This is a genomic window from Enterobacter cloacae complex sp. P17RS, from assembly GCF_014895885.1.
GTDB lineage: Bacteria > Pseudomonadota > Gammaproteobacteria > Enterobacterales > Enterobacteriaceae > Enterobacter > Enterobacter bugandensis.
The window spans coordinates 48,416-63,047 of record NZ_JADBQK010000004.1 but is presented as its reverse complement, the minus strand read 5'-3'; the positions used below and the strand labels follow the sequence as shown (position 1 = coordinate 63,047).

Genomic DNA, 14,632 nt, shown 5'->3' with positions numbered 1-14,632 from the left:
CCAACTGAGCTAACGACCCACTTTTATGCTGCTTTCACGTTGTTTGATATCCCGTGGCAACGGCGGCATATATTACTGATTTAAGAATTCTGCGCAACAAAAATTTCGATGAAGATCACTTAACTGCTTAGTAATCATGCTGCACGACCAGAAATAACGCGATTTCTGGTCATGCGATAATCATCCCATCGAATTCAGGCGTTTTTGCGCCTGCTTAGCACCTTCGGTGCCCGGGAATTTTGCGACCACCTGCTGATACACCGCTTTGGCTTTCGCCGTGTCGCCTTTGTCCTGCATGATCACGCCAACCTTAAACATCGCATCTGGCGCTTTCGGCGATTTCGGGTAATTTTTTACCACGGAGGCAAAATAAAACGCCGCATCGTCCTTTTTACCCTTGTTGTAATTCAACTGACCGAGCCAGTAATTCGCATTTGGCTGATAGGTTGAGTCAGGGTATTTCTTGATAAAGTTCTGAAACGCAGCGAGCGCGTCATCCTGACGAGATTTATCCTGCACCAGGGCAATGGCCGCATTGTAATCCGTATTCGCGTCACCGCTCTGTACAGGCGCTCCTGTTGAGGCTGAAGCATCAGCAGACGGCGCAGGCGCTGAGGTTGCCGCGCCGCTTTGATCGCCCGCTGCGGGTTGTGCTGCTGCACCGCCGCTGCTGAGGCTATCTATCTGCAATAAAATTTGCTTCTGACGTTCCACAACCTGGTTAAGCTGATACTGACTTTCCTGAATCTGACCACGGAGAGAGTCAATATCGTTTTGGTTATCGGAAAGTTGCTGCTGGAGTTGGGTTAAAAGCTGACTGTGAGCGTTAGAAATACGCTCGAGCTGAGTGACCCGGTCTTCTACCGAGCCTGAGCCGACACTACTGATTGGTGCCTGAGCAAAAGCGGCCCAGGGGGCCGCTATTCCAACCAGTAACGACAGACTCAACAGATGATGTCTGAAGTTACTGCTCATGCAATTCTCTTAGTAAACCAGTACGGCACGACGGTTTTTGGAGTAAGCCGCTTCGTCGTGACCCAGTACTGCAGGTTTTTCTTTACCGTAAGAAACGATGGAGATCTGGTCAGCAGAAACGCCTTTACCCTGCAGGTACATCTTAACGGCGTTAGCACGACGTTCACCCAGGGAGATGTTGTACTCTGGAGTACCACGTTCGTCCGCGTGACCTTCTACGGTGACTTTGTAAGATGGGTTGCTACGCAGGAAGTTAGCGTGAGCATCCAGCATCGCAGCGAAGTCAGAACGGATGTCGTATTTATCCAGATCGAAGTAAACGATGTTGTTCTGCTGCAGCTGCTGCATCTGAAGACGCGCTTGCTCTTCAGAAGACATGTTGCCATTGCCGTTCGCGTCCATACCGGTACCGGCACCCATCATGCCTTCGCCGCTCTGGTCATTGCTGGCGTTCTTGTTAGAAGAACACGCTGCGATTGCCATTACAGGCAGAGCGATCATCAGCCCCTTCAGCACTTTGTTCAGTTGCATTTCTATGATTCCTTTAGTAATCAATTAATTATTATTTACAGATACGGCGACCAGGCAGGTGATTTTACCTGTCCATCAGTGGCCGGAATACGCGCTTTGAAACGCCCATCTGTAGAAACCAGATTCAGCACAGATCCCATCCCCTGAGAAGAGCTGTAGATTACCATAGTGCCGTTAGGTGCCAGACTTGGCGTTTCATCCAGGAACGTTGACGACAGAACTTGAACGCCACCCGCTACCAGATCTTGTTTGGCAATGTGCTGCTGCCCACCGTTGGAGCTGACCATTACCATGAATTTACCGTCGCTGCTCACGTCTGCGTTCTGGTTCTGAGAGCCTTCCCAGGTGATACGCTGCGGAGCACCGCCGTTGATGTTCACTTTATAGATTTGTGGACGGCCAGCCTGGTCAGAGGTAAACGCCAGGTTTTGGCTGTCCGGGAACCATGATGGTTCAGTATTGTTGCTCCGACCGTCGGTCACCTGACGGATCTGGCCGGAGCCAATGTCCATCACGTACAGGTTCAGGCTACCGGTTTTAGACAGCGCAAACGCCAGTTTTGACCCATCTGGGGAGAAGGAAGGCGCACCGTTGTGACGTGGGAACGACGCTACCTGACGCACCGCACCGTTAGCCAGCGTCTGGATAACCAGGGCAGAACGACCACTTTCGAAGGTCACGTAGGCCAGCTTAGACCCGTCCGGAGACCAGGCTGGAGACATTAGCGGCTGTGAAGAGCGTTTCACCAGGAACTGGTTGTAACCGTCGTAGTCAGATACGCGCAGCTCGTACGGGAACTGACCGCCGTTGGTCTGTACCACATATGCGATACGGGTACGGAACGCACCTTTAATACCGGTCAGCTTTTCGAATACCGCGTCGCTGGCCGCGTGTGCCGCGTAGCGCAGGTACTGTTTAGTGACCTTGTAAGAGTTCTGTGCCAGAACGGTACCCGGTGCACCACCGGTATCCACCAGCTGCCAGGCCACGTTGTAAGAACCGTCCGGGTTAGGCGTAACCTGCCCCACCACCACGGCATCGATACCCAGCGCAGACCATGCAGCAGGCTGGACTTCCTGCGCACTGCCCGGCTGCTGCGGCAGACGAGAACGATCTAACGGGTTGAATTTACCGCTGTTACGCAGGTCAGCCGCCACTATGCCACCAGCATCTTCAGGTGCAGCGCCAGGACCGGCCCACTGGAACGGAACAACACCTATTGGGCGTGCCGAGTCCACCCCCTGGGTGATCTCGATACGTACTTCTGCGTGCAGGACTGCTGCCCACAGCATTAAAAAACTAAATGCTACACGTAATGCCTGCTTCATCATATCTCCCTTATCCGGGTAACCTTACCCACGATAATTTAGCAGAATGTTAACAAACTCAAATAGACAAAACTACCCGAACCCTGTGACTAAACCTGGTCTATTTTTCCCCGTTTGCACGGGGAAAATGTAACTTAAGGTTTGAAGTCCAGCGGCGCATTTTTGAAGACTTCGTAGACTGCCTGAGAAGGCGGTTTAGGCATCTTCGCCTGACGCGCTGCAGCCAGAGCCGCAGTACATAAAGCCGGGTCGCCACCTTCAGACTTAATATCAAGCAGCATGCCGTCCGGAGCCAGTTTTATACGCAGCGTACACGTTTTACCGGCATAGGAAGACGCATCGTAGAACCGGCTTTCAATCGCCGATTTAATCTGCGCGGCATAGCCGTTGATTTCAGCCCCTGTCGCACCGTTACTCTTAGTGTTACCACTTCCGGTCGGCGCTGCGTTGTTTCCTTTCGCGCCACCGCCCGTTTTCGGTGCATTCTTACCGGAGCTTAAATCCCCCAGCAGATCGTCAACCCCTGCAGCGGCCGCGGCTTTCTCAGCGGCAGCAGCCTTTTTAGCAGCCGCTTTTTCAGCAGCTGCTTTCTTATCGGCAGCGGCCTTCTCAGCTGCAGCTTTTTTATCAGCAGCGGCTTTTTCAGCGGCGGCAGCTTTTTCGGCAGCAGCCTTCTCAGCCGCAGCGGCTTTCTTCGCAGCCTCGGCAGCCGCTTTCTTCTCTGCGTCCTGAGCGGCTTTCTTCGCGGCTTCGGCTTCAGCTTTCTTCTGTGCGTCAGCAGCGGCTTTCTTCGCGGCTTCCGCTTCGGCTTTCTTCTGGGCATCCGCAGCGGCTTTCTTCGCGGCTTCGGCCTCAGCTTTCTTCTGGGCATCGGCAGCCGCTTTCTTCGCCGCTTCTGCCGCTAATTTTGCCTGGGCATCAGCCTGCGCTTTGGCATCCGCTGCGGCTTTTGCTGCCGCCTCTTCCGCCTGCTTTTGCTGTTCCTGCGCTTTCTTCGCGGCCTCTTCGGCTTGCTTCTGCTGTTCCGCCTGCGCTTTCGCGGCTTCCTGCGCCTGCAAACGTTCTTTCTCAAGCTGCTTCAAACGCTCCTGCTCGGCGGCCTGCTTTTCACGCAGCTCTTCCGCCTGCTGTTGCGCCTGTTTTTCACGCTGCTCTTCAGCCCGTTTGGCACTCGCCTTCTGCTGTTGTTCGCGATTATAGTTTTGCACTACCGCACCGGGATCCACCATTACGGCGTCAATGGAAGACCCTCCACCGCCGCCTGCTGATGCATCAATATGCTCGTCGAACGAACTCCAGATCAGCGCTGCAAAAAGAATAACGTGCAGCACTGCGGAGACGATTATCGCTCGCTTAAGCTTGTCGTTCTGTTCGGTTGCCTTTGACACTATCGGTTCCCAAAAACTACGCGGATGATCAAATAGGTTGAGTCATTAAGCCAACTGACTTAACACCCGCACTATGTAGCAAGTTCAGCGCTTTAATAATTTCATCGTAGGGTACGTCTTTCGCGCCACCGATTAAGAAGACCGTTTTCGGATTTGACTCCAGGCGACGCTGCGCTTCGGCAATAACCTGCTCAGGTGGCAGCTGATCCATACGATCTTTTTCTACCACCACGCTGTACTGCCCTACGCCGGAAACTTCAATGATGACCGGAGGATCGTCATTGGTGCTCACCGCCTGTGATTCTGTCGCATCCGGCAGATCGACTTCCACACTCTGGGTAATGATGGGCGCTGTTGCCATGAAGATCAGCAGCAGTACCAGCAGAACGTCCAGCAGTGGCACGATATTGATTTCGGACTTGAGCTCGCGACGACCTCGTCCACGCGATCTGGCCATGGTTTACCCCTTGTTGCTCTCGGTGCTGGTAAACGCCTGACGGTGCAGAATCGCAGTGAACTCTTCCATAAAGTTGTCGTAGTTCAGTTCCAGTTTGTTCACGCGCTGGTTCAGACGGTTGTAAGCCATTACCGCCGGAATTGCCGCAAACAGACCGATAGCGGTCGCAATCAGTGCTTCAGCGATACCCGGTGCAACCATCTGCAACGTCGCCTGCTTCACCGCGCCCAGCGCGATAAAGGCGTGCATGATCCCCCACACGGTACCAAACAGACCGATATACGGGCTGATAGAACCCACTGTGCCGAGGAAAGGAATGTGCGTTTCAAGATTTTCCAGCTCGCGGTTCATGGAGATACGCATCGCACGTGATGCCCCTTCCACGACGGCTTCCGGCGCATGATTGTTTGCCCGATGCAGACGAGCGAACTCTTTGAATCCGCTATAGAAAATTTGTTCGGAGCCGGTCAGGTTTTCACGGCGTCCCTGGCTCTCCTGATACAGGCGAGAAAGTTCAATACCCGACCAGAACTTATCTTCAAATGCTTCCGCTTCACGGCCAGCTGCATTGAGGATACGCGTTCTCTGGATAATGATGGCCCAGGATGCGATTGAAAAACCAATCAAAATCAACATGATAAGTTTAACCAGAAGGCTTGCCTTCAGGAACAAATCAAGGATATTCATGTCAGTCACTGCTTAAACTCCGCGACAATAGACTTAGGAAGCGCACGAGGCTTCATTATGGTTGGATCAACACAAACAATCAGTACTTCAGCTGAGTTCAGTACGGTGTTCTCTGCGTTGACTATCCGCTGCGTGAAAACCAGTGAGGTCCCGCGCATTGATGTAATTTCAGTTTGGACTTCGAGCATATCGTCGAGTCTGGCAGGCGCAAAATACTCAAGCGTCATCTTGCGTACCACGAAGGCAACTCGCTCAGCCAACAGCACCTGTTGACTAAAGTGATGATGGCGCAGCATCTCTGTGCGTGCCCGTTCATAAAAAGCAACGTAGCTGGCGTGGTAAACCACACCACCGGCATCGGTATCTTCGTAATAGACACGAACCGGCCATCGAAACAGCGTTGTATTCACTTTACATCCCAGTAATGCAACAAAAGTTAGAGCTTTTAAACTTCGCTACTATACGCGCGGGAAAGATGGTTTGGAATGGGGGAAAGTAAACGGAGAGTAAATTTTTATGGGCTCGGGTAAGCCCATAACGTTAACGGACATTTCTTATTCAGAAGAAGAAGAAAATCAAACCGGCGAGAAGCACCAGATCGGCAATCAGCGGGCAAAAAATTCCCTGCCAGTGAACGGCTTTCGGACGAAAGCCCACGCCGTGGATCACCCCGGCACACACTGCCCACATGATGAGGAAGCCGTGCCAAATCTCAAGCTCGCTGGTCTTTGCCGCAAAGCGCGACGGGTCCCAGAAGATACAGCCTGCCAGCAGTAATGCCATCACTAAAGAAAGCGCCCGTAACGGGCGCTTATCCATTACCGCGTAAAGCTTCGCGATAATATTCATCAGTGTTTTTCTTCACCCGCTTTGGTCGCTTCGACGTGCTCAAGCGCCAGGGCAGTGATGACACCAAAAGCACAGGCAAGAAGCGTCCCTAAAATCCATGCGAAATACCACATATTCAGCTCCTTACTTAGTACATAGAGTGGGTGTTGCTTTCGATATGTTCTTTGGTGATACGACCGAACATTTTCCAGTAACACCAGATGGTGTATGCCAGAACAATCGGAACGAACACGCAAGCAACGTAAGTCATTAAGTTCAGCGTCATATGGCTGGAGGTTGCATCCCACATGGTCAGGCTAGCATTCAGCATGGTGCTGGATGGCATGACGAATGGGAACATGGCAATACCCGCCGTCAGGATGATGCATGCCAGCGTCAGTGAAGAGAACACGAATGCCAGAGCACCTTTCTCCAGACGAGACGTCAGCACGGTCAGCAGCGGCAGCAGCACGCCCAGAGCCGGGATCGCCCACAGCGCAGGGGTATTGTTGAAGTTCACCAGCCATGCACCAGCCTGACGCGCCACTTCTTTGGTCAGCGGGTTAGACGGTGCCGAGTGGTTAATCGCAGACGTCACCACGTAGCCATCAATACCGTACACCACCCACACGCCTGCCAGAGCGAAGCAAACCAGCGTCACCAGTGCCGCCACCTGAGCAGTAGCACGGGAACGCAGGTGCAGTTCACCCACAGTACGCATCTGCAGGTAAGTTGCGCCCTGAGTGATGATCATCGCCACGCTCACCACACCGGCCAGCAGGCCAAACGGATTCAGCAGCTGGAAGAAGTTACCGGTGTAGTAAAGACGCATGTATTCATCGAGGTGGAACGGTACGCCCTGCAGCAGGTTACCGAATGCCACGCCAATCACCAGCGGTGGAACGAAGCTACCAATGAAGATGCCCCAGTCCCACATGTTGCGCCAGCGGGTATCTTCAATCTTGGAACGGTAGTCGAAACCGACCGGACGGAAGAATAAAGAGGCCAGCACCAGAATCATCGCCACATAGAAGCCGGAGAACGCAGCCGCGTAGACCATCGGCCAGGCAGCGAACAGCGCGCCGCCTGCGGTGATCAGCCACACCTGGTTACCGTCCCAGTGAGGGGCGATGGAGTTAATCATGATTCGACGCTCGGTGTCATTACGACCGAGGAAACGGGTGAGCATCCCCACCCCCATGTCGAAACCATCCGTGACGGCGAAACCGATCAGCAGAACGCCAACCAGCAGCCACCAGATAAAACGCAATACTTCATAATCGATCATTTGATGACTCCTGTCTTAGCGTGCCGGCTGAGTAGTCGCAGTGGACTGCTCGTAGTGATAGCGACCGGTTTTCAGGCTGCTTGGGCCAAGGCGCGCGAACTTGAACATCAGGAACAGTTCAGCCACCAGGAACAGGGTGTACAGACCACAGATCAGCAGCATGGAGAAGATCAGGTCGCCTGCCGTCAGGGAAGAGTTCGCGACCGCCGTTGGCAGTACCTCACCAATCGCCCATGGCTGACGGCCATACTCCGCTACAAACCAGCCGGATTCAATCGCGATCCACGGCAGTGGAATACCGTACAGCGCGGTGCGCAGCAGCCATTTTTTCTCGCCGATGCGGTTACGAATCACGGACCAGAAGGACGCCGCAATGATCAGCAGCATGATGATGCCGCAGCCCACCATGATACGGAATGCGAAGTACAGTGGCGCAACGCGTGGAATCGAGTCTTTGGTCGCCATCTGAATCTGTGCTTCCGTCGCATCAGAAACGTTCGGGGTATAACGTTTCAGCAACAAACCGTAGCCCAGGTCTTTCTTCACGTCGTTAAATTGATCGCGAACGGCCTGATCGGTAGAGCCGGCACGCAGCTGTTCCAGCAGCGAGTAAGCCTTCATACCGTTACGGATACGCTCTTCGTGCTGAACCATCAGCTCCTTCAGACCCGTTACCTGCTTATCGACAGAACGGGTTGCGATGATACCCAGCGCGTAAGGAATTTGGATGGCGAAGCGGTTTTCCTGCGCGTCCTGATCGGGAATACCGAACAGCGTAAAGGCAGCAGGCGCCGGTTGGGTTTCCCATTCGGCTTCGATAGCGGCCAGTTTGGTTTTCTGCACGTCACCCATTTCGTAACCGGATTCATCACCCAGAACGATAACGGAGAGGATTGCAGCCATACCGAAGCTTGCAGCGATAGCAAAGGAGCGCTTGGCAAACGCGAAGTCACGACCGCGCAGCATATAGTAGGAGCTGATACCCAACACGAACATCGCGCCGCACACGTAGCCAGATGCCACGGTGTGAACAAATTTAACCTGAGCAACCGGGTTCAGGACCAGCTCGGCAAAGCTGACCATCTCCATACGCATGGTTTCGAAGTTGAAGTCAGACGCGATCGGGTTCTGCATCCAGCCGTTCGCCACCAGGATCCACAGCGCGGACAGGTTCGAACCTAATGCCACCAGCCAGGTTACGGCCATGTGCTGGACTTTACCCAGACGGTCCCAACCGAAGAAGAACAGACCTACAAAGGTGGATTCGAGGAAGAAGGCCATCAGGCCTTCAATGGCCAGCGGCGCACCGAAGATATCCCCTACATAGTGGGAATAGTAAGACCAGTTAGTCCCGAACTGGAACTCCATGGTCAAACCGGTTGCCACGCCCAGCGCGAAGTTGATACCGAACAACTTGCCCCAGAACTTGGTCATATCTTTATAAATCTGTTTGCCGGAGAGGACGTAAACCGTTTCCATAATTGCCAGCAGGAACGCCATACCGAGCGTCAGCGGCACAAACAGGAAGTGGTACATCGCGGTCAAGGCAAACTGTAAGCGCGACAGTTCGACTACGTCTAACATTATGACTCCTTGCTCATCGCATGAAGACTCCGAGAGTGAACCCCGTCAGAAAGAGATTCACACGCATGCCCCAATACAAATTATTCGCATCCTGGTCGTCGTTATTACCCTGGAGAAGGATAAAAACGATGACGACAGGTTACAAATAGGTTAATAAAAAACTCAAATTGATCCCGCAAATATAATACGCTGCAAAACCCTTACAATAAACAGGTTTTTATTGAATCACATTTACGTTTTTCGACGGCGATCAATTTATAGCAAAATTACCACTTTTCGGCCATTTTGATCGGGGACAATTTAGCGCTTTTCGGCATCTTTTTCCAAGGATTAAACTTTGATTTAAATCAAAAACTGGTCTTGATGTTAATCATGTTTAGCTGCGGTGAGAATGGTAAAAACCATGTTAATGATATGTGCATGCAAAGATGCGATTGGTTATCGAAGACCAAAAAAAATATAAACAGAAGTGATTTTAATTAACGCGAGAGAAAAATGCCCTGTCGAAGCGGGACAAACAATAAGCGTAGCTGGGCCAGTTTATTTTTCCATTCTGTTTTTGCAACTCTTAGAAATTACATTTAATTTACTTTTATTATCCCGGAAGTTAACACCGAAACGTGACTATTTAATGAAAAAGGCCGCAAACTCTGCGGCCTTTTGATCGTATCAGCGGTTTTCAGGCAAGAAGAATGCTGAAGGTTCGTGACTGTCCCGGTCTGAACGCCCCGACGATGCCCTCTTCTTCACGATTGTCTATTATCCGTTCATTCATGTCCGTTTCGCAGCACCGTTTCACGGTCGGATCCACGGATAACGTCGCGTCACATGCGCTGGACTCGGAAGGGTTGAACAGACGAAGAATGAGCTCGTCTCGATCTTCAGCCTTTTTGAGCGTACTGAGCACGCATCCCGTGGGCGAAAGCGCCAGCAGGCTGTAACTTTCCGGCGTGGTACACGACGAGCGATTGAGCTTCATCGCGTCCCAGGGAATTTTGTTATAGCACTGCACCGGCGTTAACCACGATTTAGCCTGCTGCGCGACGCCCGCGTTTTCCGGCGTTCCACTGAAGCTGAAGAGGCTAAAGCGACAGCTTAACGAACCGCGCACCTGGGAGTCAGGAACAGGCATTTTGATTCCTGAAGGCCTACCGGGGCGCAACAGCAAATCTTCTTTGCCGAGTAACCCCACGCCGCGCAGCAGGGTCAGGGCAAAGGCTTTTTTATCCTCGCCTACTACTTCAAACTCGCGTAGTCCTTCGGTGAACAGCGCAAGCCCGTTTCGTTTTTCCTGCAGGACGGCATAGTTGAGTAAATTCCAGACGGGAACCGGCGCTTCTTTCCACCCCTCCTCCTGCCAGTTTTCCATCGCCGCATCCTGCACCGGACGAGTGAGGGTGCCAAACTGCGTATCCGCTAACACGTCCTCTGTCATAAACGGCGTAGGGATCAGCACGCGGACGCGGTGGTCGTCAGCCTGATTATCCAGACGCACCGCCACATCAATACGTCTGCTGTGGTGGCTAAGCGTGATTTCAACCTCAGCGCCGAGAGACCCGCTTCGCTGACCCGCCGCGCGTTCGGCCAGATTAGCCGGTACCGCGATCTGATGGCGAATCACCGCCCTGCTCTGCCAGCCTTCGTGTATAACCTCGACCTGATGCTCGCCCTGCACTGAAGTGAGTCTCCACTCTTCACGAGAAGGCGAGTAGTCGTACTCATCGCCATCATCCGAACTCTCTTCGATTTCCAGCACCCGGTCATAAATCAGCCCGGTTTCTTTGTCGCGCAGGCGCAGCGTACCGTCGTTATTTAAATCAATCTGCCAGAAGGCGTTTTCGAGCAAGGATTCGGTGTTTATCACCGGAGAGACCACCTTCCCGGCCACGTTTGGCTCGATAAACAGCGTACGGTAGCCCATCGACGGCAGTATCTGGCTGATCTGAATATCAAACTCCATAAACGGCTCATAATTACCGTAATGGACAATCTGCCGGTCAATGAGACCAGGGTCCAGCTCGCGCGCGCTGCGAATGAAATACGGGATCTCGTTGCCTTTATCATCCAACAGACGGAACTGGCTGGCGCGCAGTCGAATCGTGGTGTTCATCACCTCTTCACGCGGCCAGGGCATCAGGTTGAACATCACCAGTTTGTCGGCGTCGCTTTGCGGCATGTTGTCGACAATCTTGCGCATATAGAAACGCACCAGGTTATCTGCCATGTCTTCAGCCAGTTCAAAACGAGAGACAATCTCACGATGCACCTTGTCGCTGCAGCAGCAGCCGATGCTGTCGTGAGCATGGTTTTTAAGGATCTCTTTCCACATCTTCTCCAGCAGGCCGTGGTGATAATCGAAGCCCAGCGTCCATGCAAGCGTCGCCAGCGGTTCGAGGATGTTGACAATTTTGTTCTCAATACGCGCGTGGGCAATTTTGATATCCATGCGCGTGGAGCCGATTGTCCGGTGCACGCGCATGTATTTCCCGTCGATAAACTCCCCTTTCAGGGTCGCCAGTTCATCGCGGCGTGCCTCAATGTGGTCAAACACCTCTTCAAAGCGGCTCATTACAAATTGACGCTGCGGATAGATTTCACGCAGCTTATCCATCACGGAGAAAATGTTCTGCTGCAGCGGCATCTGATCGTGACCGTTGGGCAGCAAAATCTCTTTGGTGACGGAGGCCTTTTCCAGAACGTCGAAATAGCTGTCGAGCCGTTTTCGCAGCCCGGCTTCGTCCTCCGGTAAGTACTTACCAATCGCGTAGCCCAGCGGCAGCACCTGCGCCGTGACTTCACTGCCGTCCTGGCTCTGCCAGAGAAATTCGGTTTTATCGGTCCCGTGTCGTTCCGAGCAGCCGCGCCAGAACATCGTCCGGGTAATGCCAAATCCGTTATAGATATGCGGAAGCTGGCCGGACATACCAAACGAATCCGGCAGATAGCCGATCTTCATCGGCTCGCCGAACGCCATACAGTCCCGGATGCCGTACATCAGGTTGCGGACAATCGACTCGCCGCTGACAATCGTGGTATCGGTCTGGGTATACCAGGGGCCGATAATCAGCTTTCCGCGCTCCACAAGCGCCTTTACCCGCGCGCGGTTTTCGGGCACGACGGCAAAATAATCTTCCAGCACCGCCGTCTGGCCATCAAGGACGTAATATTTATACTCGTCGTCCTGCTCCAGACGGGTCAGGATCTCTTCCATATTATTGACCAGAAGAATGCGCGACTCTTCGGTGGTGAAGTACCACTCACGGTCCCAGTGCATATGCGGCGTGATATGAACGCGAGATACAGCTTTCATCTTCGTTTCCTGTTTTGTGAGTTTTTACGGTGTGGCGTCTTCTGTGAGGTACTTGCCCTTTTTTACCGCCTGACGTCGCCAGAGCAGCAGAACAAACGTGGAGACAGCGTTCCCCGCCAGCGCCGCGCCAAACCAGCCCGCCGCCGCAACCACACCGCCCAACCCGGCATCGTGAAGTAAAAAGAGAGAGAAAATCCCGGCCCCCGGGGTAGACAACCCGATCCCCATCGCACCGACAGCCGCGCCTGTTACCATGGAGCCGAGCACAAATGAGCCAATGACGCGAAGCGGATCTTCAATCGCCATCGGGATCGCCCCTTCGGTAATGCCCGCCAGGCCGAGCAGCCACGTTGATTTACCGGTTTCAATTTCAAACGGTTTAAACAGCTTCGGCGCCAGCATCGTCGACGCCGTGACGGTGAAGGCTGAGATCATTTTGACGGAGGCAAAGATTGCGTAAGGACCATAAACGCCGTTCGCCATCGCCCCCAGGCAAAACGCGTAAGAGGCTTTGTTGACCGGGCCACCCAAATCGAATGAGCACATAAACCCGAGGATGGCCCCCAGAAGCAGCGCATTCGCGCCGGAGAGTCCGTTAAGCCAGACGGTGAGCGTGTTATTGAGCCAGGCCACCGGTTCGCCAATCACAAACAGCATCAGGCTGCCCGCGCCCAGCACGCCAATCACCGGATAGAGATAAAAGGTCAGAAAGCCGTTGTAGCGGCTACTGAGCCGGATGTGGTTTTTCACCCAGCGCATCAGATAGCCCGCGATCAGCCCACCGACGATAGCGCCCAGAAAACCGGAGCCGATCATATTGGCAGCCAGACCGGCCGCAAAGCCCGGCGTCAGCGCAGGTTTATCCGCCAGCGAATACGCGGTATAGGCCGCCAGAACAGGTACCATCAGAATACCGAGCATGCCGCCGCCAAGCTTGCGGTACATCCACAGCCACGAGTTTTCCTGGTCAAACAGGTGCTGCAGACCCAGGATTTGCGCCAGCAGTACCGACACGGCCAGCACCGTACCACCAGCGACGATCAGCGGCACCGCAAAAGAGATACCGCTGAGAAGCGCCTGCTTGAGTTCAGTTTTAACGCTCTTTTTCGTTTCGGTATCGACATGCGCAGGACGCGCATCGGATGCAGGCTGCAGCGCCAGCGCGCGCTCAATAAGCGCTTCAGCATGGCGCAGAGGCTCCGCGACGGGCACGGAGATGGCGGGGATCCCCTGAAAACGCTCGCTCTCTTTGATCGCCACTTCTGCGGCAAAAATGCACGCTTTGGCCTCACGAAGCTGCTGCGCGGTGATGCGCCCCTCAATGCCGTTCGCACCCTGCTTTTCGACCACCACGTTGACGCCAAGCTTGCGTCCCGCTTTTTCCAGGTACTCTGCGGCCATATAGGTATGCGCGATCCCGGCCGGACAGGCGGTCACGCAGACGATTGTCGGGGCATTCAGCGCGACGGCTGCCTCTTCCGTGTCAGGGGCAGCTTCAAGCGCAGCAAGCACGTCTTCCGCCGTGGTAGCAGCCATAACGCGCGCCCTGAGATCGTCATCCGCCAGGCGAGACGTCAGCTCCGTCAGCACCTGAATATGGGTCGAACCCGCTTCTGCTGGCGGAATGGCGAGCAGAAAAACCAGCTCAACCTCTTCCGGCCCGTCCACACCTTCCCATGCAAGCGGTTCTCGCAGAGTTGCCACGGCAAAAGCCGCCTCCTTCACGACGGCTGATTTACCGTGAGGAACGGCCAGTCCTTCACCCAGCGCGGTCGGCCCAAGCGATTCCCGATGAAACACCTCCTCCAGAAACGCATCGGCATCAGCGATTTTGCCCAGCGCCACCAGCCGCGCCGTAAGCTGACGGATTGCCTCATCCCGGCGGGTAAATTGCGCCTGAACGCAAACAGCACGCGGATCGGTCAGAGTCGTCAGGTTCATAAAGATCCTCACCTATACAGAGTTATTGTCTGGGGAGGATTCTGGCAGACCTGATAATACATTTATGTGATCACTTTCACTAAAAGCCAAATTTGTATTTTAATTGTATTATTTACAAATCATCAGTTGAATGCATAATTCCCTGAAAAGGTATTAAGCAGGCGCGATAAAATGGGCAACAAACCGATGTACCGGCAGATAGCCGATGCGTTCCGCGAGAAAATCAACGCCGGGGAATTAAAACCCGGAGACGCGCTGCCGACGAAGACCATACTTAAGAAATCGTTTCTCGACATAACATTAAAAAAAAAACAG

13 protein-coding genes and 1 pseudogene are annotated in these 14,632 nt (G+C 53.6%); 1 reads left to right on the top strand and 13 read right to left on the bottom strand.

Annotated elements, in window-relative coordinates:
* Window positions 1–180: 180 nt before the first annotated feature.
* The 13 genes from cpoB to mngA all read right to left on the bottom strand — a co-directional run bounded on the left by cpoB (window position 181) and on the right by mngA (window position 14,317).
* Window positions 181–975, bottom strand: a complete 795-nt coding sequence (cpoB, locus tag IM265_RS04105) for a cell division protein CpoB (protein ID WP_028012389.1) — start codon at window positions 973–975, stop codon at window positions 181–183.
* 9 nt (window positions 976–984) lie between these two features.
* Window positions 985–1,506, bottom strand: coding sequence for a peptidoglycan-associated lipoprotein Pal (gene pal, locus IM265_RS04100; RefSeq protein WP_003858578.1), 522 nt, complete (start codon window positions 1,504–1,506; stop codon window positions 985–987).
* Between the two features lie 35 nt (window positions 1,507–1,541).
* Entirely contained in the window at window positions 1,542–2,834 is a 1,293-nt protein-coding gene (gene tolB, locus IM265_RS04095) for a Tol-Pal system beta propeller repeat protein TolB (protein WP_013097529.1), read from the bottom strand.
* A 134-nt stretch (window positions 2,835–2,968) separates the two neighbouring features.
* A complete protein-coding gene (gene tolA / locus IM265_RS04090; RefSeq protein WP_028012388.1) occupies window positions 2,969–4,222 on the bottom strand; it encodes a cell envelope integrity protein TolA in 1,254 nt (417 codons plus the stop codon).
* A gap of 28 nt (window positions 4,223–4,250) precedes the next feature.
* Window positions 4,251–4,679 (bottom strand): colicin uptake protein TolR, encoded by a 429-nt coding sequence (gene tolR, locus IM265_RS04085; RefSeq protein ID WP_003858589.1) that lies wholly within the window; start codon window positions 4,677–4,679, stop codon window positions 4,251–4,253.
* A gap of 3 nt (window positions 4,680–4,682) precedes the next feature.
* A complete protein-coding gene (gene tolQ / locus IM265_RS04080; RefSeq protein ID WP_008501101.1) occupies window positions 4,683–5,375 on the bottom strand; it encodes a Tol-Pal system protein TolQ in 693 nt (230 codons plus the stop codon).
* Window positions 5,372–5,776 (bottom strand): tol-pal system-associated acyl-CoA thioesterase, encoded by a 405-nt coding sequence (gene ybgC, locus IM265_RS04075; protein WP_003858593.1) that lies wholly within the window; start codon window positions 5,774–5,776, stop codon window positions 5,372–5,374. Before ybgC ends, tolQ begins: the two co-directional genes overlap by 4 nt.
* Window positions 5,777–5,924: 148 nt before the next feature.
* Window positions 5,925–6,215, bottom strand: a complete 291-nt coding sequence (gene ybgE / locus IM265_RS04070) for a cyd operon protein YbgE (RefSeq protein WP_008501100.1) — start codon at window positions 6,213–6,215, stop codon at window positions 5,925–5,927.
* Window positions 6,215–6,328, bottom strand: a complete 114-nt coding sequence (gene cydX, locus IM265_RS04065) for a cytochrome bd-I oxidase subunit CydX (protein ID WP_003858598.1) — start codon at window positions 6,326–6,328, stop codon at window positions 6,215–6,217. The genes ybgE and cydX overlap by 1 nt, the downstream gene beginning before the upstream one ends.
* A 14-nt stretch (window positions 6,329–6,342) precedes the next feature.
* Window positions 6,343–7,482 carry a cytochrome d ubiquinol oxidase subunit II gene (cydB, locus tag IM265_RS04060; protein ID WP_028012386.1) on the bottom strand — a complete coding sequence of 380 codons (1,140 nt, stop codon included), beginning with the start codon at window positions 7,480–7,482 and terminating at the stop codon, window positions 6,343–6,345.
* Between the two features lie 15 nt (window positions 7,483–7,497).
* Complete coding sequence (cydA, locus tag IM265_RS04055) at window positions 7,498–9,066, bottom strand: cytochrome ubiquinol oxidase subunit I (RefSeq protein WP_045261075.1); 1,569 nt, start codon at window positions 9,064–9,066, stop codon at window positions 7,498–7,500.
* Window positions 9,067–9,745: 679 nt separating this feature from the next.
* Window positions 9,746–12,376, bottom strand: coding sequence for a mannosylglycerate hydrolase (mngB, locus tag IM265_RS04050; protein ID WP_193031730.1), 2,631 nt, complete (start codon window positions 12,374–12,376; stop codon window positions 9,746–9,748).
* 24 nt (window positions 12,377–12,400) lie between these two features.
* Window positions 12,401–14,317: a PTS 2-O-a-mannosyl-D-glycerate transporter subunit IIABC gene (gene mngA / locus IM265_RS04045; RefSeq protein ID WP_193031732.1), complete on the bottom strand. Its 1,917-nt coding sequence runs from the start codon at window positions 14,315–14,317 to the stop codon at window positions 12,401–12,403.
* A gap of 171 nt (window positions 14,318–14,488) precedes the next feature.
* Here mngA and IM265_RS21980 point away from each other — a divergent pair.
* A pseudogene (locus tag IM265_RS21980) lies at window positions 14,489–14,632 on the top strand (hypothetical protein); the annotation flags it as partial.

Excerpts from the sequence above, each read along its gene's own strand:
- mngB (WP_193031730.1), bottom strand. The coding sequence starts at position 12,376 with ATGAAAGCTGTATCTCGCGTTCATATCACGCCGCATATGCACTGGGAC.
- tolR (WP_003858589.1), bottom strand. The coding sequence starts at position 4,679 with ATGGCCAGATCGCGTGGACGAGGTCGTCGCGAGCTCAAGTCCGAAATC.
- ybgE (WP_008501100.1), bottom strand. The coding sequence starts at position 6,215 with ATGAATATTATCGCGAAGCTTTACGCGGTAATGGATAAGCGCCCGTTA.
- tolB (WP_013097529.1), bottom strand. The coding sequence starts at position 2,834 with ATGAAGCAGGCATTACGTGTAGCATTTAGTTTTTTAATGCTGTGGGCA.
- cpoB (WP_028012389.1), bottom strand. The coding sequence starts at position 975 with ATGAGCAGTAACTTCAGACATCATCTGTTGAGTCTGTCGTTACTGGTT.
- mngA (WP_193031732.1), bottom strand. The coding sequence starts at position 14,317 with ATGAACCTGACGACTCTGACCGATCCGCGTGCTGTTTGCGTTCAGGCG.
- cydA (WP_045261075.1), bottom strand. The coding sequence starts at position 9,066 with ATGTTAGACGTAGTCGAACTGTCGCGCTTACAGTTTGCCTTGACCGCG.
- pal (WP_003858578.1), bottom strand. The coding sequence starts at position 1,506 with ATGCAACTGAACAAAGTGCTGAAGGGGCTGATGATCGCTCTGCCTGTA.
- cydX (WP_003858598.1), bottom strand. The coding sequence starts at position 6,328 with ATGTGGTATTTCGCATGGATTTTAGGGACGCTTCTTGCCTGTGCTTTT.
- cydB (WP_028012386.1), bottom strand. The coding sequence starts at position 7,482 with ATGATCGATTATGAAGTATTGCGTTTTATCTGGTGGCTGCTGGTTGGC.